The organism is Halomonas sp. HAL1 (assembly GCF_030544485.1).
Classification (GTDB): Bacteria; Pseudomonadota; Gammaproteobacteria; order Pseudomonadales; family Halomonadaceae; genus Vreelandella; species Vreelandella arctica.
In genome coordinates this window covers 1,977,664-1,998,179 of sequence record NZ_CP130610.1, presented here as the reverse complement: position 1 = coordinate 1,998,179, position 20,516 = coordinate 1,977,664, and the positions used below count along the sequence as shown (strand labels likewise).

The window sequence follows — 20,516 nt, the reverse complement described above, 5'->3', positions numbered from 1 at the left end:
GCCTAATCGCTGAAAGATAAAAGCTAAAAAAGAGGAGATAACAAGAAGGGAATATGCGGGGTAATGGGGTGGATGATGGGACTTGAACCCACGACCACCGGAGTCACAATCCGGGGCTCTACCACTGAGCTACACCCACCACAACCTAAAACTGGAAACGCAAATATTGTCACTGGGGTGGATGATGGGATTTGAACCCACGACCACCGGAGTCACAATCCGGGGCTCTACCCCTGAGCTACACCCACCATAGACAATCTTACGTAGAAACAAGTATTAAATGCTTGAAGATATGATTCTCTGACGGGTTGTTACCACTGAAATTAGGTGGCACGCCCAGCAGGAATCGAACCCGCAACCTACGGCTTAGAAGGCCGTTGCTCTATCCGGTTGAGCTATGGGCGCACAAAAAGCATTCAGAAACAACGAATACTGATGAGCACTAGACCACAACCAAAGCTTGAAAAAGCAAGCTACTACCTTTCACGTTTAGGTGTGGTCGGGATGGAGGGATTCGAACCCCCGACATCCTGCTCCCAAAGCAGGCGCGCTACCAGACTGCGCTACATCCCGATTTTTCATCACCCTAGACGCTACCGCTTGGTCCGTCTCAAGCGAGGCATATATTACTATTTTTAATTTTAAAGTCAACCATTAAAGTGATTGTTCGTGAAGGCGCTTTGCCTGGGTGCCCTAGCGTGCGAAAATTGCCGCCTTAGAAAGCGTAGCCAACTGCGCTAGCAGCACTAGGTACTGCCTTAAAAGCCATTACGTCAAAAGGCTTCGAGACACCGCCTAGCCCTTTTCCACGTCCACAGGGATTTCTCTACATGACTGCCCAACTAATCGATGGCAAAGCCATCGCTGCTACTGTTCGCCAACAGGTTGCCGAGAAGGTTGCCGCACGTAAAGATGCAGGCGCACGAGCACCGGGCCTAGCCGTAGTTGTGGTAGGAGATGATCCCGCCTCTCACGTTTACGTCAGTAATAAGCACCGCGCCTGCGAACAGGCAGGCATTCTTTCCTTCCAGCATACTCTGCCCACTGCGACCTCTCAGCATGACTTAGAAACGCTGGTTGATCAGCTCAATAGCGACCCGGCCGTAGATGGCATACTGGTTCAACTGCCACTACCCAAGCACTTAGATGCCGGCCCTATTTTAGAGCGCATTCGTCCTGATAAAGATGTTGATGGCTTTCACCCTTACAACATTGGTCGCCTAGCACAGCGTATGCCTGCGCTACGCCCTTGCACCCCTAAAGGCATCATGACCTTATTGGCGCAAAGCGATATCGCGCTACGCGGCTTGGATGCCACCGTGGTCGGCGCTTCTAACATTGTCGGCCGCCCTATGGCGCTTGAACTGATGCTGGCGGGCTGTACCACTACCGTATGCCACCGTTTTACCCAGAACCTTAAAGACCACGTTAGCCGCGCTGATATTGTGGTGGTAGCCGTTGGCAAGCCAGGCATCGTTAAAGGGGAATGGATTAAGCCAGGGGCTGTCGTGATTGATGTAGGTATTAATCGCCAGGACGATGGCACGCTAAAAGGCGACCTTGATTTCGCCGCCGCCGCTGAACGCGCCAGCTTTATCACCCCGGTTCCGGGCGGCGTGGGGCCCATGACCGTCGCAACGCTGCTCGAAAATACGCTTGAAGCCGCTGAACGGCACGATTTGACGCCCCAGGATCACGCCTGATTTATACATTTTCCCCCTTTTATGCAGGAGCATGGCGCAGTGCAACGTATTGGTATTATTGGCGCAATGGCGCAGGAAGTAAGCACCTTGGTAGCTCAGTTAGATAATGCAGAATGCTATGAGCATGCGGGCTTTGTTTTTCATACTGGCACGCGTTACGGCCTTGAGGTCATTGTTTTGCAGTCAGGGATTGGCAAAGTCAACGCGGCAGTGGGCACCGCTATTTTATTGGAGCGCCACCAACCCGACGCCATTATCAATACCGGTTCGGCGGGTGGATTTGCCACCGATTTAAAGATTGGTGACGTGATCATCTCTGATGAAGTACGCCATCATGATGTTGACGCCGTCGTATTTGGCTATGAGATTGGCCAAGTGCCTGGGATGCCCGCCGCCTATCAGGCCGACACGGCGCTACGAGACATTGCCCGTAACGCCATTGCATCATTAGGCGAGGTCCACGTCCGCGAAGGCCTGATCGCCACGGGAGACGCCTTTATGGCCGATCCCGCGCGCGTAGAAGCAACCCGCGCCCAGTTTCCCACCATGCTGGCCGTCGAGATGGAAGGCGCTGCGATTGCTCAGACATGCTATCTCTATGAGTGCCCTTTCGTCGTGATCCGCGCGCTCTCTGACATTCCCGGCAGCGGCGACAACCACCTCTCTTTTGATGAGTTTTTGGAAGTAGCTGCCGACCACTCATCGCGCATGGTCGATCAAATGCTGAAGCAGCTTAGCCAAGGCTAGCTGGGCATCTCACGGCTATGCCTTAATGGCCCATCCAAGCGATTCGCCCGCCAATAGCGGAATAATCGCCTCGCCCTGGGCATAGGAGTAGCTCTCCGGCAGTCGCCATTCGCGTCGTTCTAACGTCATGGTGTCAGCGTTAGGCGTCAGGCCATAAAAGCGCGGCCCGTTAAGGCTGGCAAAGGCTTCCAGTTTGTCCAAGGCATTCATTTCATCGAAAGCAGTAGCGTAAAGCTCAATGGCGGCGGGGGCGGTATAAGCACCCGCACAGCCGCAGCTTGACTCTTTAGCACCCTGAGAGTGAGGCGCGCTATCGGTACCCAAAAAGAACTTGTGGCTACCGCTGGTGGCTGCTTTCAAAAGCGCCTGACGATGCTGCTCACGCTTGAGAATCGGCAAGCAGTAGTAGTGAGGGCGAATACCACCGACCAACATTTTATTGCGATTGAACAGTAAGTGATGGGCGGTAATGGTAGCGGCCACGCTGTCCGGCGCTTGTGCGACAAACTCTGCGGCCTGCTGAGTAGTGATATGTTCAAACACCACTTTCAGCGTTGGGTGGCGCTCCAGTAACGGCTTCATTACGTTTTCAATAAATACCGCTTCGCGATCAAAAATATCAATCTCAGCGGTAGTGACCTCGCCATGCACTAACAGGGGCATGCCTACTTCAACCATCTTGGCAATGGTGGCATCACAATGGGCCAAGTCGGTCACACCTGACTCAGAATTTGTAGTGGCGCCCGCTGGGTAAAGCTTGACCGCTTTGACGATGCCGCTCTGCGCAGCGCGTTCAATCTCTTCGGGGGGCGTGGTATCGGTAAGGTAAAGCACCATTAAGGGCTCAAAAGCACTGCCCGCAGGTAAGGCGTCTAGGATACGCTGACGGTAATCAATCGCCTGAGAGGTTGTGGTGATCGGCGGGGTTAGATTAGGCATAATGATGGCCCGCCCCATCTGTGCGGCGGTATGGCCTACCACCGCCTTTAGCGCTTCACCATCGCGTAAATGAAGATGCCAATCATCGGGGCGGGTCAGTGTTACAGTGTCCACGGCGAGTCCTGTACTGGAGTGATGTCGGAAAAATGATAGCGACAGTATACGCAATTGCGCGATTGGATAAATCCACTCTTCGAGCACCACACATTTGCCCAAGTGTCGTATCATGATGGCACTTTTCTTAATGAACCCGTCTTAACGACTAGGGTTGATAGCTCGCGGTTAACGTTAAGGGCCCGATTGTTTATGCAGAATGTGCGGCGTTATGCGGATGTCATTGCCAGCCTGGAGGGCGTGTTATGGCTAAGCCTGGCTTGGTCAATTTCGCTGTCTGTCCATATGGGCAGCACGGAACCTACCCTCGCCAGTTTGTTAGTGATTGGTGCTCTCGTGGTGTTCTGTTGGGCGCATCGCCCGCTGCGTTATTTACTGGGTCGTTACCATATTCGCAAACGCCGTACCGATATGTGGATACATATTTTAGCCCTGCCACTGCTGCTGGCGATGTTCTTCCACATCATGCTGGAAGCCCTTTTAGGCAGCGCCTGGTTGCCGCCGAAAATGCTGCTATTTAATATCCTGGCCTCTGCTGGCTGGGCCACCTACGTCATGACGTTGTTTATTAAATTTGTTATTCATGGCCTAAAAACCAGGACTAAGTAAGTTCATCATGCCAACGGCTCTACCACTTCCGCTCTCTACACCCAACCGTAATTTAGTGCGGCTCACTATCGTGCGCGGCATCACCTGGACCGGTTTTTTACTGGCAATTATTGTGGGTGTCGAATTGCTCGCCTTCGATTTACCGGTGACGGCTGTGGTGAGTGTGGTGATCGCGATGGGCATACTCAATATCGCCACATGGTGGCGACTGGGGCGACCACGCGCTGTTACACACTTCGAATATTTACTGCATCTATTGGCCGACATCGCCGGGCTCACGCTACTGTTTTACTTTTCGGGCGGCTCGACAAATCCTTTTATTACTTACTACTTGGTGCCCGTCACGATTGCCGCGGCCACCCTGCCCTGGCGCCACGCCTGGATCATTGCCGCCTGCGCTATGGCGGGGTATACCTCTTTAATGTTCTCTTACTACCCAATCCCGCAATTGGGTCATATTAATAGCGACAGCCCCTTGAGCCTGCACATTTTGGGCATGTGGCTTAACTTTGGCCTTTCAGCAGGGCTGGTGACCTTTTTTATCTACAAAATGGCCCACGCATTGCGTAGCCGGGATCAGGCACTTTCCCGCACCCGAGAAGCCGCGTTGCGTAATGAACAGGTATTGGCAGTAGCCACTCAAGCCGCCGGCACAGCGCATGAATTGGGAACGCCGCTCTCTACCATGGCGGTGCTACTCAAAGAAATGCAGGCCGACGCGCTACCTGAGTCTGAACTGCATGAGGACATTACCCTACTGCGTCAGCAGGTGGACGTCTGCAAATCACGGTTGCAAAACTTAGTCTCTAATGCGGATAGGCGCCGAATGGCAGAGCCTGAAGTGCTTGATGCAGAAGTTTGGCTAGCAGGCGTTGTGCAGCGCTGGCTAGTGCTAAGGCCTGATGTGAGCCATCAGTTCGAGGTGGCTGAGAAGCGTAGCAGGCCATGGCTTGCGGTTGATGCCACGCTTGACCAGGCGTTAACGAATCTGTTGAACAACGCCGCCGACGCCAACCCAGAACACATTGCGATTCGTTTAGATTGGCAGGATGAAAGTGTGGTCATTGATATACGCGACCATGGCCCAGGGGTGGCCATGTCGATTGCCGACCAGCTAGGGGAAACGTTTATCTCCACAAAAAGCAAAGGCATGGGTATTGGGTTGTTTTTAACCCATGCCACCATCAATCGCTTTGGAGGTGGGGTAAGCCTGTATAATCACCCAGAAGGGGGGACACTAACGGAAGTTACCCTGCCCCGCTGCGCGGCACCGCATTAAACCCGGCTGCCCCAAGCATTGCCTTTAATAAATTGAGGACAACATGCAAACGCGAGACCAACGCCTGCTGATTGTTGATGACGATGAAATGTTTTGTCATGTGCTAAATCGCGCTTTAACGCGGCGTGGTTACGAAGTCATTGTTGCCCAAGATGCCGATCAGGCCCTGGCAATGGCCGCCCAGTACTTACCCACGATGGCGACCCTTGATCTAAAACTGGAAAATAGTTCAGGCTTAAAGCTGCTTCCCGAGCTACTTGCCATTTCGCCCCAGTGTCGCATTGTGGTGCTGACAGGCTACTCCAGCATTGCAACTGCCGTTGAGGCCATTAAGCTTGGTGCTGTTAATTATCTCTGCAAGCCGGTAGATGCGGACGACGTGCTAACGGCCTTTGAGCGCCAAAGTGGCGACCCTGATATTGAGCTGGCTGATAATCCACCTTCAATTAACCGCATTACCTGGGAGCATATTCAGAAGGTACTCCAGGAACACGACGGCAATATATCGGCCACCGCCCGAGCACTGGGCATGCATCGCCGCACCCTGCAGCGCAAATTACAAAAACGCCCAGTGCGGCGTTAGATTGTTGATTAGTTGCTCGCTGTCCAAGCCCCCACCCTACTAAAACGTTTATGGCGGGGGCCTGAACGTTTAATGCGCCGTCCAGCCAAGGTCTATATTAAAGCTTGATCCGGTCACCGCACCGGCGGCATCGGACGCCAGGTAGGCGACTAATTGCGCCACTTCCTCAGGCTCGATCAGGCGTTTGATCGCCGCCTGTTTGAGCATGACTTTCTCAATTACTTCCTGCTCATCCATCCCGTGCAATTTAGCTTGGTCGGCGATCTGATTATCCACCAGTGGTGTTTTCACATAGGCGGGGCAAACAGCGTTAGCAGTAATCCCTTGCTCCCCTCCTTCCAACGCTGCAGTTTTGGTCAGGCCAATCATTCCGTGCTTGGCGCTGATGTAAGCTGCTTTACCTGGCGAGGCCACTTGGGCATGTATTGAAGCCACGTTAACGATGCGCCCCCAGCCTTTTTCGCGCATGTGCGGCCAGGCCGCTTGCGTGAGCAGAAAGGGAGCGGTCAGCATCAGATCCATAATCTGCCGCCATTTTTCCTCGGGAAATGTCTCGATCGACGCAACATGCTGGATACCGGCGTTATTGACCAATATATCAACCCCGCCAAAACGCTTAACCGCATCGGCTACCGCCGCACGGCAGGCATCTGGGTCGGTCAGGTCAGCTTCAAAAAAGGCAGCGCCAGCCTGTTCAGCAATCGCTTTTCCCGCCGGGTTAAAGTCGACAGCAAGCACTTGATGGCCTAGCTCGCAAAAGTGCTTAACAACCGCAGCACCGATACCACTGCTAGTACCGGTGACCAGCGCTACACGCGGCGTTGAAACGGATGAAGAAGTCATAGGCATTTCCTTGGCATAAGTGGTCAGAAGGTGTCTTCAGTATAGCGGTACGTGGTTAAGCGTCAGGCTAATCGGCAGGTTGCATTAAACGCGCCATCATTTGCTGCGCCAACCTAGCAGCCTCCTGCATATTCTCGAGCTCTTCTAGATTGCGCAAGATTGCGCGCTTATAGAGCCCATATGAACCTGGTAGCCGCTCAAGAGACAGCTGATAGGCACCTGAAGGTAAGGTAAGCTTCAGCGTATTTGCCAAGGCTTTCGTGAGACGGGATTGATCAGGCACCACAACCAGCCAAAGTTCACAGGGTGTAATCAACGCGCCCACCATATTTCCTGCACCATGATGCTGAAAGCATAGCGCATCAAACCCTAAACGCGGGTTCCATCCCTCCTGTTGTTTCATGGAAGGTAAATGCACATCTCGATAGGCCTTCGCCAGTTTAGCAAGAAGGGCGTATTCGTCAGCAGTTAGCATATACATAAACGTGTGAATTTTTTCCAGGTGATAACAGGCATTAATGGGCAATGTAGCGAGCTGCTATTGGCGAAATAAGCGCTGCTAAGCCACAATGGGCGCAGATTTATCGTGCCGCAAAGACTTTTCACTCGGTTACGTTCCACTTTGTAACTTATTCTGCTTATCGTAAAGGAGCGCCACCTATGTTTGTGGTTATTTTTGGTCGGATGTCCTGCCCCTTCTGTGTACGTGCTAAACACCTTGCGGAACACTTGGAAAAAGCTGGGAAAATTGAAGGGTACCGCTATGTCGATATGCCTTCTGAAGGCGTTACTAAGGAAGATATCGCCAAGACCGCTGGCAAACCCATTCACACCGTACCGCAAGTATTTGTTGATCAAACCCATGTCGGTGGCTTTACCGAGTTTGATCAGTTTGTCCGCGACAAACAGCTCCTCGCCGTTTAATAGTAATTGGCGATTGGCACTGCGCTGCCGTTAAAACGCTCGTTAATACCCGTTGAACCCTTACCTGCCTTGCTTGCCTATACTGTGCAGTTACTCATGGCCCACGCGAGGTGTGCCACTTTTGGGCAAGGAGTTCACCATGCAGCGTCAGGAGTTTGTTCAGCAGCTGTGGCTAGACTACGTACATACGCACCCCGATATTGGGGCATTAAGGCTGTGGCCACTCTCGGCCGCAGCCGAATATTTAACGTTAGTCACACTCAACTACGGTCCTTTTTCGGCTACCGCGCTTAGCAGCAATTTAGCCCATATGGGCTACCGCGCTATTAGTCACTACGCCATGGCGGACAAAGGCCTACTCGTGCACTTACTAGCCCCCAGCGATGGCTGTAGCTGGCTGGTGCTTGCCGAATTGCAAATAGGCACCCTTTCTAAAGCGCCGCGAGAAGCGATTGAAGGACTGGTGCGTCAATCGCATCCCCAGGATTGCAAAGGGCATAATTTACTCTGTCGCGGTAGACCCTGGCCAATGCCCTCTTGGGCGCTTTATCAGCAGTTGCAGCAGGCCCACCCACTTGCCGCATGGCTTGCAGTGATGGGACCCCGCTTGCACCACGCGGGCTTTGATTGTGGTCAGCTTGGCGAACCGTTAGCCGTTTTGGATCAACGTATCAAAGAGGTAGGTATGCTGAGCCTTCAAGAGCAGCAGAACGGTGTTTTTACGGTATCATCACTGCTCGACCATCGTTTTTACCCAACGACACCGCAGAAAGCAGTATTCGCCGATGGCGATGAGCATCGCCTCTGCTTAGGAGGGCTGGCGCTTGTCCAAAAACATGTAGAGCATAGTCATGAGCGCCTAGCCGACGTACTTCTGCCCCATCACACACGCTGTGAAATGGCGTGAGACGCTAACTCTTTTCAGTTAGAGTCTCACTATTCCACTCTCTCTAATGCTATTCGGCTTAAGGTTGACGTGGTGCCTTATTAAGCGTCAAAGGTCATTTCAGGCACGTGGTCTGGCACGATTAGCTTGCCCGCTGTTTTTTCAACAATTTCTTCAACGCTAACGCCGGGCGCACGCTCTTTGAGGATAAATGCACCGTCTTTGATTTCCAGATAAGCGAGATCGGTCAAAACGCGGTTAATACAACCAGCCCCCGTCAGCGGCAGCTCGCATTTTTCCAGCAGTTTGGATTCCCCATGCTTGGAGGCATGCGTCATGGTGCAAATAATATTGTCAGCGCCAGCCACCAGGTCCATGGCGCCGCCCATGCCTTTGATAAGCTTGCCGGGGATCATCCACGAGGCGATATTGCCTTGTTGATCAACCTCAAAGGCGCCCAGTACGGTCAAATCCACATGCCCACCACGAATCATGGCAAAGGACTCAGCTGAAGAGAAAATCGCCGCTCCCGGGCGCGCCGTCACGGTCTCTTTACCCGCATTGATCATATCCGCATCAAGCTCTTCTTCGGTGGGGTAACGGCCCATCCCCAGCAGTCCGTTTTCGGATTGCAGCATGACATCAATGCCGTCTGGAATGTAATTCGCAACCAGGGTGGGAATACCAATGCCCAAATTGACGTAAAAGCCATCTTGAAGTTCGCGAGCGACACGCTGTGCCATCTGTTCTCGTGTTAAAGCCATGGTGACTACCTCTTGTTGAATCATTAAATGGGAAGCGAGTGAGACACTTGAAATTTAAGTCTTTGAAAAAGCGGTGACTTAACTACGCACCGTGCGTTTTTCAATGCGCTTTTCAAACGTGCCTTGAATAATCCGATCCACATAAATGCCTGGCGTATGGATCTGGCTAGGCTCAAGCTCACCCGGCTCCACAATTTCTTCAACTTCTACCACGGTGATTTTCCCCGCGGTGGCGGCCATGGGGTTAAAATTTTGTGCTGTATGGCGATACATTACATTGCCATAGCGATCCGCTTTCCAGCCTTTCACAATAGCAAAGTCACCAATAATGGCTTCTTCTAAAATATAGTGCCGGTCATTGAAGACACGTACTTCCTTGCCTTCGCCAATTGGCGTGCCGTAGCCGGTGGCAGTGTAAAAAGCAGGGATACCCGCGCCACCTGCGCGCATTTTTTCCGCCAACGTGCCTTGAGGCGTCAACACCACCTCAATTTCATCGTTCAGCATTTGCTTCTCAAATAACGCGTTTTCACCGACGTAAGAGGCCAGAATTTTACTGATTTGACGATCTTCAAGCAGTATCCCCAAGCCAAAACCATCCACACCACAGTTATTTGAAACCACGGTGAGGTCTTTAACGCCGCGCCGCTTGATTTCAGCGATCAGGTTTTCGGGAATGCCACATAGGCCAAAGCCGCCAGCAATGACGGTCATACCGCTCTCGATGCCTTCCATCGCTTCTTCGTAGGAAGATACTCGCTTATCGAATCCTGCCATTGTTGTGCCTCACGTTGTTGTCATTAAATATGAGTGGTCATTGATAAGAGCTGTCAATAATACATAGACCGCCCCTTACGATAGTGCCAGTGTTGTGCCAGATGATATATTTGTTAAGTTTGTTTTTCTTATCAATTTATTGGTAAAACTTATAAAAGGCACTTTATGACTGTCAAACAGCTGCGCGCCTTTCTCGCGGTCGCCCAAACGCTCAGCTTTACCCAAGCCTGTGAGCGGTTGCATTTATCCCAGCCAGCGCTCAGCTTGGCGATCAAGGGGTTAGAAGAGTCGTTGGGGGGCAAATTGTTAATCCGGAGCACCCGGAGCGTTAGGCTAACTCCAGAAGGCGAGTCGCTGCTACCGCTGGCCAAACACTTGCTGGCCCAATGGGATAATACCGAAGAGCGGTTGCGCCAGCGCTTCACGCTTCAGCTGGGTAGGTTAAGCGTCGCCGCCATGCCTGCTTTCGCCTGTAATTTATTACCCGCAGCGTTAGTTAAGTTTCGCCAGCAATATCCCAAAATCAATATCACAGTCCACGACGTGATCAATGAAGAAGTCACTGAAATGGTGCGTTCTCGACAGGTGGAAATGGGTATCGCTTTTTCACCGGAAGGCGCGGGCAGCCTACTGTTTACACCCCTGTTTGAAGATCATTTTGTCGCTGTGGTACCGCCGACTTCCTCGCTAAATCAAGCCTCACAGCTCGCTTGGTCGACCCTTCTCAATCACGACTTTATCACGCTGCAGCGCCCTTCTATGGTGCGCCGCTTACTGGAACAGGAGCTTCGGAAACAACACATGGAACTGCCGGTGGCGTTTGAAAGCCACCAGCTCTCCACCGTCGGAAGAATGGTTGCTGACGGATTAGGGGTGAGCGCGGTGCCTTCTATGTGTATTCGACAAATGCATGAACTGGGCGCCCGGTGCATACCGCTAACAGCGCCAGCCATCTCTTGCCGAGTGGGTATTTTGACGCATCAAGAGCTTTCCGTTGCCGCCCATGCGCTTCGCACTGTACTGCTTGAGACGGTCCAAGCACCGTCTCTCTCTGGTGACTAACCCCCTACTATGTTGTTGAGACAGTTGATGAGACGAACTGGGTTTCTGCTGGGCAGCGTGGCTAGGATCATTTAGCATTCAGTATTACGCTATTCGTCTGACGGTAAGGAAACGTGGTATGCCTATTTTAAAAGGGCTTGTCAGCGCTCTGCTGCTAACCCTCAACACGCTATTCTGGGGCGTACCTCTGATTCTGTTGACGCTACTCAAACTCATTGTTCCCGGGCAGCGACTGAAACAGAAGGTGCTGCTGGGTTTAAATGCCGTGGCACTCAACTGGATTGGCTTTAATCTGTGGTGGATGCGGCGCTGGCTTAAGCCTGACGTATCGATCACGGTTCCCGAGCAGTTGAGCCCCCATCAATGGTGGCTGGTGATATCCAATCACCGCAGTTGGACGGATATCTTTATGCTATTCATGGCGTTACACCGCCGGATACCGATGCCGCGGTTTTTCCTCAAACGTCAATTAATCTGGATACCCATCGTGGGCTTGGCTTTTTGGGCACTCGAATTTCCCTTCATGCGCCGCTTTAGCCGTGAACAAATAGCTAAAAACCCCAAACTTGCCACCATTGACCGTACATCTACCGAGCGTATGTGCCAACAGGCACGTAATGCCCCGATTGCGATTTTTAATTTTGTCGAAGGCACGCGTTTTAGCGTCGCCAAGCGCGATGCCCAGCAAAGCCCTTATCGTCACTTGTTGCGCCCCAAAGCAGGTGGCGTTGCCCAGGTACTTAGCCTGCTAGGCAGTCAATTAGATGGTATTCTGGACGTAACGATTAGCTATACCAACCCGTCCCCCACTTTTTGGGGTTTTTTGTGCGGTAATGAAGCGCCCATTACGCTGCACGCACGGCAACTAGATATTCCTCAGTGGATGTACGCACCTAATAACCACGACGAAAAGCAGCATAAGGAACGTTTCCACACATGGATCAATTCACTCTGGCGGGAAAAAGATGGCCTGTTGGACGGCAAAACCGATCACGACTGATTGGCTGGTTAAGCACCTGCCTATTAGCCGGAATGCTTGTTGGCTGTGCCAATGCGCCTCAATCGTCATCTCAGCGTGCGGCGGCCCCTAATGCTACTCAGATTAGTGGCAATTGGGTGCAGGTACAGCGCGGTGACACACTCGGGCAAATGGCGGCCCGCGCTAATGTGCCGCTAGAACGATTACAACGATTTAACCCAGGCGTGAATGCACGACGGCTAGAGGTAGGCCAACGGTTATTGATCCCCACTCAGCAAGAACGCGCGCCCTCCGGGGGTCCTTATCGTTACCAAATTCGCCCCGGCGATACGTTTACGAGTGTCGCCCGCCATTTTGGTACCACCAGCGGCCGTATTCAGAGCGCCAACCCTAGCGCCACGCCCACTAACTTACGAGTAGGCCAAGTCGTTAGCGTTCCGCTTGGCGGCTCTGCGCCTCGAACCGCTGCTAGCAGTAGTGGCTCATCTAGCCCTAACCGACCCGCTGCCGCGCCCAGTAGTGCACCCAATCAGGCGCTGCCCGCTTCAGCTAGACGCTGGCCCTGGCCATTGGATGATTATCGTGTGGTTCGCCGCTTTGGCCCAGATAGTCGTGGCACTCTCCAGCCAATGCTGCTGGCAACACAAGCGGGCGCCCAGGCAAAATCCGTCGCCGCCGGTGAAGTACGTTTTGCTGATGGTATGCGCCAGCTCGGCGAAGTAGTGATTGTGCACCATGCCGACAATCTTCAAACCGTATACGCCCTTTGTGACCGCATATTGGTCGAGGTGGGTAAGCAGGTGAGCGCGGGTGATGCGCTTTGCGAAGTAGGCCAAAGTGATGCAACCCAGCGCTACGATCTCCTCTTTGATCTGCGCCAGGGTGGTAAACCCATCGATCCTAGGCAGGTGCTGCGCTAAAGCTCTTCGTAAAGCACTGGTTAAAAACCAAGCGGCCCCTGCTTAAACAGGGGCCGTGGGGTTTAGTCTAGTGTCTGCCGTTTTGTTAGCCGCGATAGTAGCCAGGTTTTACAAACGGCATAGGGGTAACCACCATGGGTAACTGCTTACCACGCACTACCGCGTACACAGTGCTTTGCGGTGCCTCCAGCTCACGGGTCACATAGCCCATCGCCACCGGTTTACCGATGCTCGGTCCAAAGCTGCCCGATGTCACCACCCCAATCTCATTGCCCGCTTCGTCTACCAGTGTCGCCCCCTCTCTTACAGGCGCACGACCGTCGGCTAACAGTCCAACGCGCTTGCGGGTATGATCTTTGGCGTCAACTTGATGCAGGATAACGTCAGCGCCTGGAAAACCGCCTGCACGTTCGCCGCCATGGCGACGCGGTTTACCAATCGCCCAAATAAGCCCGGCTTCAACAGGCGTCGTTTGCATATCCATATCGTGCCCGTAGAGGCATAACCCTGCTTCCAGACGCAATGAATCCCGTGCGCCCAAGCCAATAGCCTCTACTTCAGGCTCTGCCAGCAACCGCTCGGCGAAGGCTTCGCAGGCATCAGCCGCGACTGAAATTTCAAAGCCATCTTCACCGGTATAGCCACTGCGGCTCACCCACACTTCCTGCCCCGCAATAGTGAAGCGGCCATGCTGCATAAACACTAGCTCGCACGCTTCAGGGCACAACCGCTGCATCACATCTCGCGCCTGGGGCCCTTGGAGCGCCAGCAAGCCACGGTCTAATGTTTCAATCTCATGGGTGGAAGCTAAATTTAAACGCAAATGCGCTAAATCCTGATCTTTGCATGCAGCGTTCACTACGAGATAAAAATGATCGCCTGCGTTGACCACCATCAGGTCATCAATAATACCGCCTTCAGTGCTGGTGAATAGCCCATACCGTTGAGCGCCTTTTGCAAGCCCCACTAAATCAGCGGGTATCAAGGTTTCCAGCGCTTCAGCAGCATTATTGCCGGAGACACTAATCTGGCCCATGTGTGAGACGTCAAACAGGCCGCACTTCTGGCGAGTGTGTTCATGCTCCTTTTTGACCCCCAGCGGGTACTGCACAGGCATTTCGTAGCCAGCAAAAGGCACCATTTTGGCACCCAACTTGAGGTGCAGCGCGTGCAGCGGCGTTTGCTTTAATTCAGACATGGGGGATTCCTCACTTAGAAATTCTTCACTCTCAAAAGAGAACGGGAAGCCACCTGTGTGCCTTCCCGACTCCATTTAGCTATACATCAAACATATACTTGCAGCTCACCTAACAAGCTGAAGGTTTTATTGATCGTGCTCCAGCTCTTCACCCGGCAGCACATCTTTGCCATCGAAATAGTCCTTGGTTAGCTTAAAGACTACCGGCGAAAGCAGTGCCAAGGCAATTAGGTTGGGAATGGCCATCATGGCATTGAAGGTATCCGCCATTAACCAGATAAAGCCCAACTGAGCGATGGCGCCTAGCGGGATCGCCAGCACGAACAGCACGCGATAGATCATGATAGAACGCGTGCCAAACAGGAACTGGCAGCACTTCTCACCATAAAATGACCAGCCAAGAATGGTGGTAAAGGCAAAGATTGCCAAGGCGACCGCGACAATTTGATTGCCGAATCCTGGCAGTGCGGCGTCAAAAGAGAGCGCGGTCAGCGATGCGCCGGCTTCTCCGTCGATCCATACGGTAGAAGTCAAAATCACCAGCGCGGTAATCGTGCAGACAATAATGGTATCGATAAAGGTACCCAGCATCGCGATTAAGCCCTGGCGAACCGGATTTTTGGTTTTTGCCGCTGCGTGGGCAATCGGCGCACTACCTAAACCCGCTTCGTTAGAGAAAATGCCGCGCGCCACACCAAAGCGAATCGCCGCCATAACCGCTGCACCGGCAAAACCACCGGCCGCCGCCATCGGGTTAAAGGCGTAGTAAAAGATTAAGCCAAAAGCTTCGCCAATCTGTCCGGCGTTAATGATCAATACCAGCAGACCTGCCACCACATAGGCAATGCCCATGATGGGGACCAGTTTACCCGCCACCTTAGCGATACGCTTGATACCACCTAGAATTACCGCTCCTGCCAGCACCATAATGATCACACCCGTGATCCAGTGCGGCACGCCAAAAGTGGCATCCATGGCATCGGCTACCGAGTTCGACTGTACGGTATTACCAATACCGAAAGCAGCCACGGCGCCAAAGAAAGCAAAGACACCGCCCAACCAGAGCCATTTTTTGCCCAAGCCGTTTTTGATATAAAACATCGGCCCACCGACGTGGAAGCCAGTGCTATCGGTTTCACGGTAACGGACAGCCAATACCGCTTCGGCAAATTTCGTCGCCATCCCTACTAGCGCGGTAATCCACATCCAAAAAACCGCGCCAGGGCCACCTAGCGCAATCGCTGTGGCGACACCGGCAATGTTACCGGTACCGATGGTCGCCGACAGCGCTGTCATCAACGCATCAAAGGGAGATATTTCCCCCTCATCACCCTCTTTACTCACCGCTTTATCAGCGCTTGGTTTTGGCTCACGTCCTGCCCACATTAGCTTGAAACCCATACCGAGCTTTCTAATCGGCATCAGTTTCAAACCAATCTGCAGGTAGATACCTACACCCAGGAGCAAGATCAACATGATGGGTCCCCACACCACGCCGTTGATTGCCCCCAAGAGGCTAGTTAATGTTTCCATTTGCTTCTCCTCACCCTGTTAGTTTTTTGCATTTGTTAACCCAGAATCTTCATGTTTTACACTATGTAGCTAGTGGTCTTCTATGGTGATGTCGCTTGCGCATAGAGGATGCCGCTTTTTTCATAACCAAACACAAAGGAATAACGGAATCAAAATACCTCGCTCTACTACGTTTAGAAGGGAGTAGATAAGAAATTTGTTTCCGATTGGAAACACGTTAACATGCATCTTTATTCGCTCGCTTTCCGCTAGCCGACAGTCGCCAAGGCGAGCGACAACCGCTAGTATGCCCGGGTCCAGAAAACTGTTTCATATAGGAAAACATCATGAGCAACCTTCCTGCCAATCTTCGTTACGCTGAAAGCCACGAGTGGGTACTTGACCACAAAGATGGCACCGTTACCGTCGGTATTACCGATCACGCCCAACAAGCACTGGGTGATGTCGTCTTTGTGGAACTGCCGGAAGTGGGCGCGGCGCTGACAAAAGGCCAAGAGTTTGGTGTGATTGAATCGGTTAAAGCCGCTTCTGATCTTTACTCCCCCGTTGCGGGCGAAGTGATTGAAGTGAATGAAGCCCTTGAAGACGCTCCAGAAACAGTCAATGACGCGCCTTATGAAGGCGGCTGGATTATGAAAGTTCGCTTAGACAGCGATGCCATTGATGGCCTGTTAGACGCCGATGCCTACCAGGCAACGCTCAGCGCTGACGAATAAAGCATACTCAGGCGCTTGCCTTTTCTGGCAGGCGCTTCGCTTATTATCCTGCAGGGCTCTCTCTTAACGTTCGGAATCTTCTTCATGTCTCTTGAAACACGCCGCCTGGCCGAGCTGGCCGACCACGATGCTTTTATCAAACGTCATAATGGTCCAAGTAGTGATGACGTTACCACGATGTTAAAAGCGCTCAATATGCAGCACATGGAAGATCTGATCAAGCAGACCGTGCCGAGCGATATCCGCCTTGGGCGCGAACTGTCGCTAGACGATCCGCGCAGTGAATCCGAAGCGTTAGAGTACTTAGCTCAGCTGGCGCGGCAAAATCGCGTGGCTAAAAGCTATATTGGCCAGGGCTATTACGGCACGCACATGCCAGCGGTCATTCAGCGCAATGTGCTGGAAAATCCCGGTTGGTACACGGCTTATACGCCTTACCAACCGGAAATCTCTCAAGGCCGCCTGGAAGGCCTACTGAACTTCCAACAAGTAGTAATGGATTTAACCGGCATGGAGCTTGCGAATGCTTCACTGCTTGACGAAGCCACCGCTGCCGCCGAAGCCATGGCGCTGTGTAAGCGCGGCAACAAGAAAAGCAAATCCAACGCATTCTTCGTCGCCGACGATGTATTCCCACAAACGCTGGACGTGGTGAAAACCCGCGCAGAGTTCTTTGGTTTCGAATTGATTATTGGCCCAGCTGAAGAACTGGCAGCCCACGATGTGTTTGGGGCCCTGGTACAGTACCCGTCTGCCAGCGGTGAAGTTCGTGACCTGGCACCGCTGTTGAGCGCGGCCGCCGATCGCAACATCATGACCTGCGTGGCGACCGACCTTTTGAGTTTGGTGCTGCTGAAAGAGCCCGGCAAGTTTGGCGCCGACATTGTGGTGGGCAACTCCCAGCGTTTTGGCGTACCCATGGGTTTTGGTGGGCCTCATGCAGCGTTCTTTGCCACGTCAGATAAGCTCAAGCGCTCAATCCCAGGGCGGATTATCGGCGTCTCCAAAGATAGCCGCGGCAATACCGCCCTGCGCATGGCGATGCAAACTCGCGAGCAGCATATTCGCCGTGAGAAAGCGACCTCGAATATCTGTACCGCCCAGGCGTTGCTGGCCAATATTGCCGGTTTTTATGCGACCTATCACGGCGCTGAGGGGCTGCGCAAAATTGCGGGCCGTGTTCACCGTTTGACTACCCTACTGGCTGAAGGCCTTAAGCAGGCAGGCGTCACGCTCGCTCATGACAGCTGGTTTGATACGCTATGTTTGACGGGCGTAGATGCAGGCAAGATTCATGGCCGCGCCATGACCCATGATATTAACCTGCACTATTTCGCCAATGGCAATGTGGGCATCAGCCTGGATGAAACCACCACCGCTCACGACGTAGCCGCCTTGTTTGATGTGCTGTTGGGCGATGAGCACGGCCTTGCCGTTACAGTATTGGACGAGCAGGTGGTGGCGAACGGCGCCACAGGTATTCCCGCTACCTGCCAGCGCGAAAGCGACTTTTTAAGCCACCCGACCTTTAGCCGTTACCGCAGCGAAACTGAAATGCTGCGCTACTTGAAGCGACTGGAGAATAAGGATCTGTCGCTTGCTCACGCGATGATCCCGCTCGGCTCCTGCACCATGAAGCTAAACGCCACCAGCGAAATGATCCCTGTTTCCTGGCCCTCGTTTGCGCATCTTCACCCGTTCGCACCTCGCGACCAGGTGGCGGGTTACCATCAGATGATCGATGAGCTCTCGGCATTTTTGGTCGAAGTCACCGGTTATGATCATCTCTCCATGCAGCCTAATTCCGGCGCACAGGGAGAATATGCAGGCTTAGTGGCGATTCGCCGTTACCAAGCGGCCCAGGGCGAAGGTCATCGTGATGTCTGCTTGATTCCTAGCTCCGCTCACGGCACCAATCCTGCCTCCGCAGCGATGGTGCAGATGAAAGTGGTCGTGGTTGAATGCGATCAAAATGGCAATATTGATATGGCAGATTTACGCGCGAAAGCCGAGCAGCATCGCAATCAGCTGTCTGCCATTATGCTCACCTACCCGTCGACCCACGGCGTGTTTGAAACCAGCGTGCGCGAAGCGTGCAAAGTAGTGCATGACAATGGCGGCCAGGTCTATATTGATGGTGCCAATATGAACGCTCAGGTGGGCTTGACGCGTCCCGGCGATTTCGGCGGCGATGTGTCCCACCTCAATCTGCATAAAACATTCTGTATTCCCCACGGCGGCGGCGGCCCAGGCATGGGCCCTATCGGCGTTAAAGCGCACCTAGCGCCCTATGTGTCCAATCACGTGGTAACGCCGATCAACGGCGTCAATAGCGATAGCGGTGCGGTATCTGCAGCCGCGTTTGGCAGCGCCTCGATCTTACCGATCTCTTGGGCCTATATTAAAATGATGGGCGCGCGGGGCCTGCGTGAAGCCACCGAGCTTGCCATCCTAAACGCCAATTACATTGCCAAGCGACTGGAAGCGTCATTCCCTATTCTCTATCGTGGCCAGAACGGCACCGTCGCCCACGAATGCATCATCGATATTCGTCCGCTCAAAGCGGCCTCCGGGATTAGCGAAGAGGATATTGCCAAGCGCTTAATGGATTACGGCTTCCACGCACCGACCATGTCATTCCCGGTGCCAGGGACGCTAATGATCGAGCCGACCGAGTCGGAGTCACTGTATGAAATTGATCGCTTCTGCGATGCGATGATCGCCATTCGTGACGAGATCGCCCGGGTGGAGAACGGTGAATGGCCGCTGGATAACAATCCTCTGGTCAATGCGCCGCACACTCAGGCGGATCTGATGGATAGTGACTGGGAACGGCCTTATAACCGTCAGCTGGCAGCCTTCCCAACCGCTGCTGTGCAAGCCGCTAAATACTGGCCCGCCGTTAACCGCGTTGATAACGTGTTTGGCGACCGTCAGTTGATCTGCTCTTGCCCCAGCATTGACGAGTATCGCGACTAAACGCCACTCAAACGCCCCTGCTGCCTTAACTGTTCGATGGCGGCATCAGGGGCGTTTTTTCTTGCACACGCTGGGCGTGAAAACCGTTTAACAGCTTTTCGTAGCGTTTCGGCAATACCGAGTCGCGACGACGAAGTAGGTAAAGCACTTCACTGACCGCATTGGGCAGATTGAGTGCTTTGACTTGGCGCTGCCAAGGAGACGTTTCCAGCACCAATCTCGATACCACGGTAAAGCCAAGCCCCCTGGCGACCGCATCCAGCACCATGCTGACTTCATTGGTAAAGCCCTGATGGCGGAAATGCGTCATTGACCGAAACTCATCCGGGTAATTAGCCCGCAATAGCGCGTTAGCGTGGTTGATGCCGTCGTAATAATTGAGAAAGCCGATGCCCATTAGATCTGACAGTGTACTGCCAGCAAAATCAGCGGGCACCACTAAACAGAGAGGCTCCTGATGCCAAATAGAGCAATGAAGCTCAGGATGGTTCATCGCCTCCGTGACGATGCCAATATCATAGCGACCATCTAACAGATCATTCACAATTTCATGGTTAAAAGCGAAACTATAGTTGACCGTTAAATTGGGGTGCATTTGCTGCTGGCCCAAAATATACGGATAAAACATCAGACCCACGCTTCCAGGTGACGCAATACGGCAATCGCCACTATCTAGTGAGTCGTCATCTAAGCCATGACGAAACTGTTCATGCTCAGCAAACAGCTTCAACGCATAATCATAAGCTCGCCGCCCCGTTTCCGTTAGCGTAAAACTACGCCCCTTGCGCTCAAGCAGCTCTTTATTTAAGTAGCTTTCTAGCTTGCGAACATGCTGGCTTACGCCGGGCTGCGTCATTTCCAAGCGATGAGCGGTACGGGTAAAACTGCCTGTTTCCACTAACGTAATAAACGTACGAAAATATTGGGCATTAAACATAGTAAAGAACCATTGTCTTTAGCA

20 protein-coding genes and 4 tRNA genes are annotated in these 20,516 nt (G+C 52.9%); 12 read left to right on the top strand and 12 right to left on the bottom strand.

Annotation, left to right across the window (positions count from 1 at the left end; all coding sequences use genetic code 11):
* Positions 1 to 64: 64 nt before the first annotated feature.
* From Q3Y66_RS09355 to Q3Y66_RS09340, 4 genes are all read right to left on the bottom strand, one after another.
* A tRNA-His gene (locus Q3Y66_RS09355) sits at positions 65 to 139 on the bottom strand.
* 34 nt (positions 140 to 173) lie between these two features.
* Positions 174 to 248 (bottom strand) — tRNA-His (locus tag Q3Y66_RS09350).
* Between the two features lie 80 nt (positions 249 to 328).
* A tRNA-Arg gene (locus Q3Y66_RS09345) sits at positions 329 to 405 on the bottom strand.
* 91 nt (positions 406 to 496) lie between these two features.
* Positions 497 to 573, bottom strand: a tRNA-Pro gene (locus tag Q3Y66_RS09340).
* A gap of 257 nt (positions 574 to 830) precedes the next feature.
* On the opposite strand from Q3Y66_RS09340, the gene folD reads away from it, so the two are divergent.
* A complete protein-coding gene (gene folD / locus Q3Y66_RS09335; RefSeq protein ID WP_008958006.1) occupies positions 831 to 1,703 on the top strand; it encodes a bifunctional methylenetetrahydrofolate dehydrogenase/methenyltetrahydrofolate cyclohydrolase FolD in 873 nt (290 codons plus the stop codon).
* A gap of 39 nt (positions 1,704 to 1,742) precedes the next feature.
* On the top strand, positions 1,743 to 2,450 hold the full coding sequence (gene mtnN, locus Q3Y66_RS09330) for a 5'-methylthioadenosine/S-adenosylhomocysteine nucleosidase (protein WP_008958007.1): 708 nt from the start codon (positions 1,743 to 1,745) through the stop codon (positions 2,448 to 2,450).
* Positions 2,451 to 2,465: 15 nt separating this feature from the next.
* On the opposite strand, the gene pyrC is transcribed toward mtnN, so the two are convergent.
* Positions 2,466 to 3,503: a dihydroorotase gene (gene pyrC / locus Q3Y66_RS09325; RefSeq protein WP_008958008.1), complete on the bottom strand. Its 1,038-nt coding sequence runs from the start codon at positions 3,501 to 3,503 to the stop codon at positions 2,466 to 2,468.
* A gap of 192 nt (positions 3,504 to 3,695) precedes the next feature.
* Between pyrC and Q3Y66_RS09320 the strand changes: the two genes are divergently transcribed.
* From Q3Y66_RS09320 to Q3Y66_RS09310, 3 genes are read left to right on the top strand one after another with little or no spacing between them, the layout of a single operon-like run.
* Complete coding sequence (locus Q3Y66_RS09320) at positions 3,696 to 4,112, top strand: hypothetical protein (protein WP_008958009.1); 417 nt, start codon at positions 3,696 to 3,698, stop codon at positions 4,110 to 4,112.
* A gap of 7 nt (positions 4,113 to 4,119) precedes the next feature.
* The gene (locus Q3Y66_RS09315) at positions 4,120 to 5,391 is read left to right on the top strand and encodes an ATP-binding protein (protein ID WP_008958010.1); all 1,272 of its coding nucleotides are present in this window, start codon (positions 4,120 to 4,122) and stop codon (positions 5,389 to 5,391) included.
* A gap of 43 nt (positions 5,392 to 5,434) precedes the next feature.
* On the top strand, positions 5,435 to 5,974 hold the full coding sequence (locus tag Q3Y66_RS09310) for a response regulator transcription factor (protein ID WP_008958011.1): 540 nt from the start codon (positions 5,435 to 5,437) through the stop codon (positions 5,972 to 5,974).
* Between the two features lie 69 nt (positions 5,975 to 6,043).
* Here Q3Y66_RS09310 and Q3Y66_RS09305 read toward each other — a convergent pair whose 3' ends face one another.
* Both Q3Y66_RS09305 and hybE read right to left on the bottom strand, forming a co-directional pair.
* The gene (locus Q3Y66_RS09305) at positions 6,044 to 6,817 is read right to left on the bottom strand and encodes a 3-hydroxybutyrate dehydrogenase (RefSeq protein ID WP_008958012.1); all 774 of its coding nucleotides are present in this window, start codon (positions 6,815 to 6,817) and stop codon (positions 6,044 to 6,046) included.
* A gap of 67 nt (positions 6,818 to 6,884) precedes the next feature.
* Positions 6,885 to 7,343 (bottom strand): [NiFe]-hydrogenase assembly chaperone HybE, encoded by a 459-nt coding sequence (gene hybE, locus Q3Y66_RS09300; protein WP_008958013.1) that lies wholly within the window; start codon positions 7,341 to 7,343, stop codon positions 6,885 to 6,887.
* Positions 7,344 to 7,477: 134 nt separating this feature from the next.
* Here hybE and Q3Y66_RS09295 point away from each other — a divergent pair, with 134 nt between their 5' ends.
* Positions 7,478 to 7,741 (top strand): GrxA family glutaredoxin, encoded by a 264-nt coding sequence (locus Q3Y66_RS09295; protein WP_008958014.1) that lies wholly within the window; start codon positions 7,478 to 7,480, stop codon positions 7,739 to 7,741.
* A 139-nt stretch (positions 7,742 to 7,880) separates the two neighbouring features.
* The gene (locus Q3Y66_RS09290; RefSeq protein ID WP_008958015.1) at positions 7,881 to 8,648 is read left to right on the top strand and encodes a hypothetical protein; all 768 of its coding nucleotides are present in this window, start codon (positions 7,881 to 7,883) and stop codon (positions 8,646 to 8,648) included.
* 80 nt (positions 8,649 to 8,728) lie between these two features.
* Here Q3Y66_RS09290 and Q3Y66_RS09285 read toward each other — a convergent pair whose 3' ends face one another.
* Together Q3Y66_RS09285 and Q3Y66_RS09280 are read right to left on the bottom strand one after the other, a co-directional pair.
* Positions 8,729 to 9,391, bottom strand: coding sequence for a CoA transferase subunit B (locus tag Q3Y66_RS09285; RefSeq protein WP_008958016.1), 663 nt, complete (start codon positions 9,389 to 9,391; stop codon positions 8,729 to 8,731).
* A gap of 78 nt (positions 9,392 to 9,469) precedes the next feature.
* Positions 9,470 to 10,168: a CoA transferase subunit A gene (locus tag Q3Y66_RS09280; protein WP_008958017.1), complete on the bottom strand. Its 699-nt coding sequence runs from the start codon at positions 10,166 to 10,168 to the stop codon at positions 9,470 to 9,472.
* A gap of 165 nt (positions 10,169 to 10,333) precedes the next feature.
* Here Q3Y66_RS09280 and Q3Y66_RS09275 point away from each other — a divergent pair, with 165 nt between their 5' ends.
* The 3 genes from Q3Y66_RS09275 to Q3Y66_RS09265 all read left to right on the top strand — a co-directional run bounded on the left by Q3Y66_RS09275 (position 10,334) and on the right by Q3Y66_RS09265 (position 13,129).
* Positions 10,334 to 11,230 carry a LysR family transcriptional regulator gene (locus Q3Y66_RS09275; protein WP_008958018.1) on the top strand — a complete coding sequence of 299 codons (897 nt, stop codon included), beginning with the start codon at positions 10,334 to 10,336 and terminating at the stop codon, positions 11,228 to 11,230.
* 118 nt (positions 11,231 to 11,348) lie between these two features.
* Positions 11,349 to 12,230: an acyltransferase gene (locus Q3Y66_RS09270; protein WP_008958019.1), complete on the top strand. Its 882-nt coding sequence runs from the start codon at positions 11,349 to 11,351 to the stop codon at positions 12,228 to 12,230.
* 116 nt (positions 12,231 to 12,346) lie between these two features.
* Positions 12,347 to 13,129, top strand: a complete 783-nt coding sequence (locus Q3Y66_RS09265) for a murein hydrolase activator EnvC (RefSeq protein WP_035586845.1) — start codon at positions 12,347 to 12,349, stop codon at positions 13,127 to 13,129.
* A gap of 85 nt (positions 13,130 to 13,214) precedes the next feature.
* On the opposite strand, the gene gcvT is transcribed toward Q3Y66_RS09265, so the two are convergent.
* Together gcvT and Q3Y66_RS09255 are read right to left on the bottom strand one after the other, a co-directional pair.
* Positions 13,215 to 14,327 (bottom strand): glycine cleavage system aminomethyltransferase GcvT, encoded by a 1,113-nt coding sequence (gene gcvT / locus Q3Y66_RS09260; protein ID WP_008958021.1) that lies wholly within the window; start codon positions 14,325 to 14,327, stop codon positions 13,215 to 13,217.
* A 126-nt stretch (positions 14,328 to 14,453) separates the two neighbouring features.
* Entirely contained in the window at positions 14,454 to 15,860 is a 1,407-nt protein-coding gene (locus Q3Y66_RS09255; protein WP_008958022.1) for a sodium:alanine symporter family protein, read from the bottom strand.
* Positions 15,861 to 16,186: 326 nt separating this feature from the next.
* Between Q3Y66_RS09255 and gcvH the strand changes: the two genes are divergently transcribed.
* Complete coding sequence (gene gcvH / locus Q3Y66_RS09250; protein WP_008958023.1) at positions 16,187 to 16,576, top strand: glycine cleavage system protein GcvH; 390 nt, start codon at positions 16,187 to 16,189, stop codon at positions 16,574 to 16,576.
* An 84-nt stretch (positions 16,577 to 16,660) separates the two neighbouring features.
* A complete protein-coding gene (gcvP, locus tag Q3Y66_RS09245; protein ID WP_008958024.1) occupies positions 16,661 to 19,555 on the top strand; it encodes an aminomethyl-transferring glycine dehydrogenase in 2,895 nt (964 codons plus the stop codon).
* A 25-nt stretch (positions 19,556 to 19,580) separates the two neighbouring features.
* On the opposite strand, the gene Q3Y66_RS09240 is transcribed toward gcvP, so the two are convergent.
* Complete coding sequence (locus Q3Y66_RS09240; protein ID WP_008958025.1) at positions 19,581 to 20,492, bottom strand: LysR family transcriptional regulator; 912 nt, start codon at positions 20,490 to 20,492, stop codon at positions 19,581 to 19,583.
* Between the last annotated feature and the right edge of the window lie 24 nt (positions 20,493 to 20,516).

Coding starts and splice junctions, on each gene's coding strand:
- Q3Y66_RS09315 (WP_008958010.1), top strand. CDS start 4,120: ATGCCAACGGCTCTACCACTTCCGCTCTCTACACCCAACCGTAATTTA.
- Q3Y66_RS09285 (WP_008958016.1), bottom strand. CDS start 9,391: ATGGCTTTAACACGAGAACAGATGGCACAGCGTGTCGCTCGCGAACTT.
- Q3Y66_RS09290 (WP_008958015.1), top strand. CDS start 7,881: ATGCAGCGTCAGGAGTTTGTTCAGCAGCTGTGGCTAGACTACGTACAT.
- Q3Y66_RS09305 (WP_008958012.1), bottom strand. CDS start 6,817: ATGACTTCTTCATCCGTTTCAACGCCGCGTGTAGCGCTGGTCACCGGT.
- Q3Y66_RS09240 (WP_008958025.1), bottom strand. CDS start 20,492: ATGTTTAATGCCCAATATTTTCGTACGTTTATTACGTTAGTGGAAACA.
- Q3Y66_RS09275 (WP_008958018.1), top strand. CDS start 10,334: ATGACTGTCAAACAGCTGCGCGCCTTTCTCGCGGTCGCCCAAACGCTC.
- Q3Y66_RS09310 (WP_008958011.1), top strand. CDS start 5,435: ATGCAAACGCGAGACCAACGCCTGCTGATTGTTGATGACGATGAAATG.
- gcvH (WP_008958023.1), top strand. CDS start 16,187: ATGAGCAACCTTCCTGCCAATCTTCGTTACGCTGAAAGCCACGAGTGG.
- Q3Y66_RS09295 (WP_008958014.1), top strand. CDS start 7,478: ATGTTTGTGGTTATTTTTGGTCGGATGTCCTGCCCCTTCTGTGTACGT.
- folD (WP_008958006.1), top strand. CDS start 831: ATGACTGCCCAACTAATCGATGGCAAAGCCATCGCTGCTACTGTTCGC.
- Q3Y66_RS09255 (WP_008958022.1), bottom strand. CDS start 15,860: ATGGAAACATTAACTAGCCTCTTGGGGGCAATCAACGGCGTGGTGTGG.
- Q3Y66_RS09280 (WP_008958017.1), bottom strand. CDS start 10,168: ATGGCAGGATTCGATAAGCGAGTATCTTCCTACGAAGAAGCGATGGAA.
- gcvT (WP_008958021.1), bottom strand. CDS start 14,327: ATGTCTGAATTAAAGCAAACGCCGCTGCACGCGCTGCACCTCAAGTTG.
- gcvP (WP_008958024.1), top strand. CDS start 16,661: ATGTCTCTTGAAACACGCCGCCTGGCCGAGCTGGCCGACCACGATGCT.
- Q3Y66_RS09320 (WP_008958009.1), top strand. CDS start 3,696: ATGCAGAATGTGCGGCGTTATGCGGATGTCATTGCCAGCCTGGAGGGC.
- Q3Y66_RS09270 (WP_008958019.1), top strand. CDS start 11,349: ATGCCTATTTTAAAAGGGCTTGTCAGCGCTCTGCTGCTAACCCTCAAC.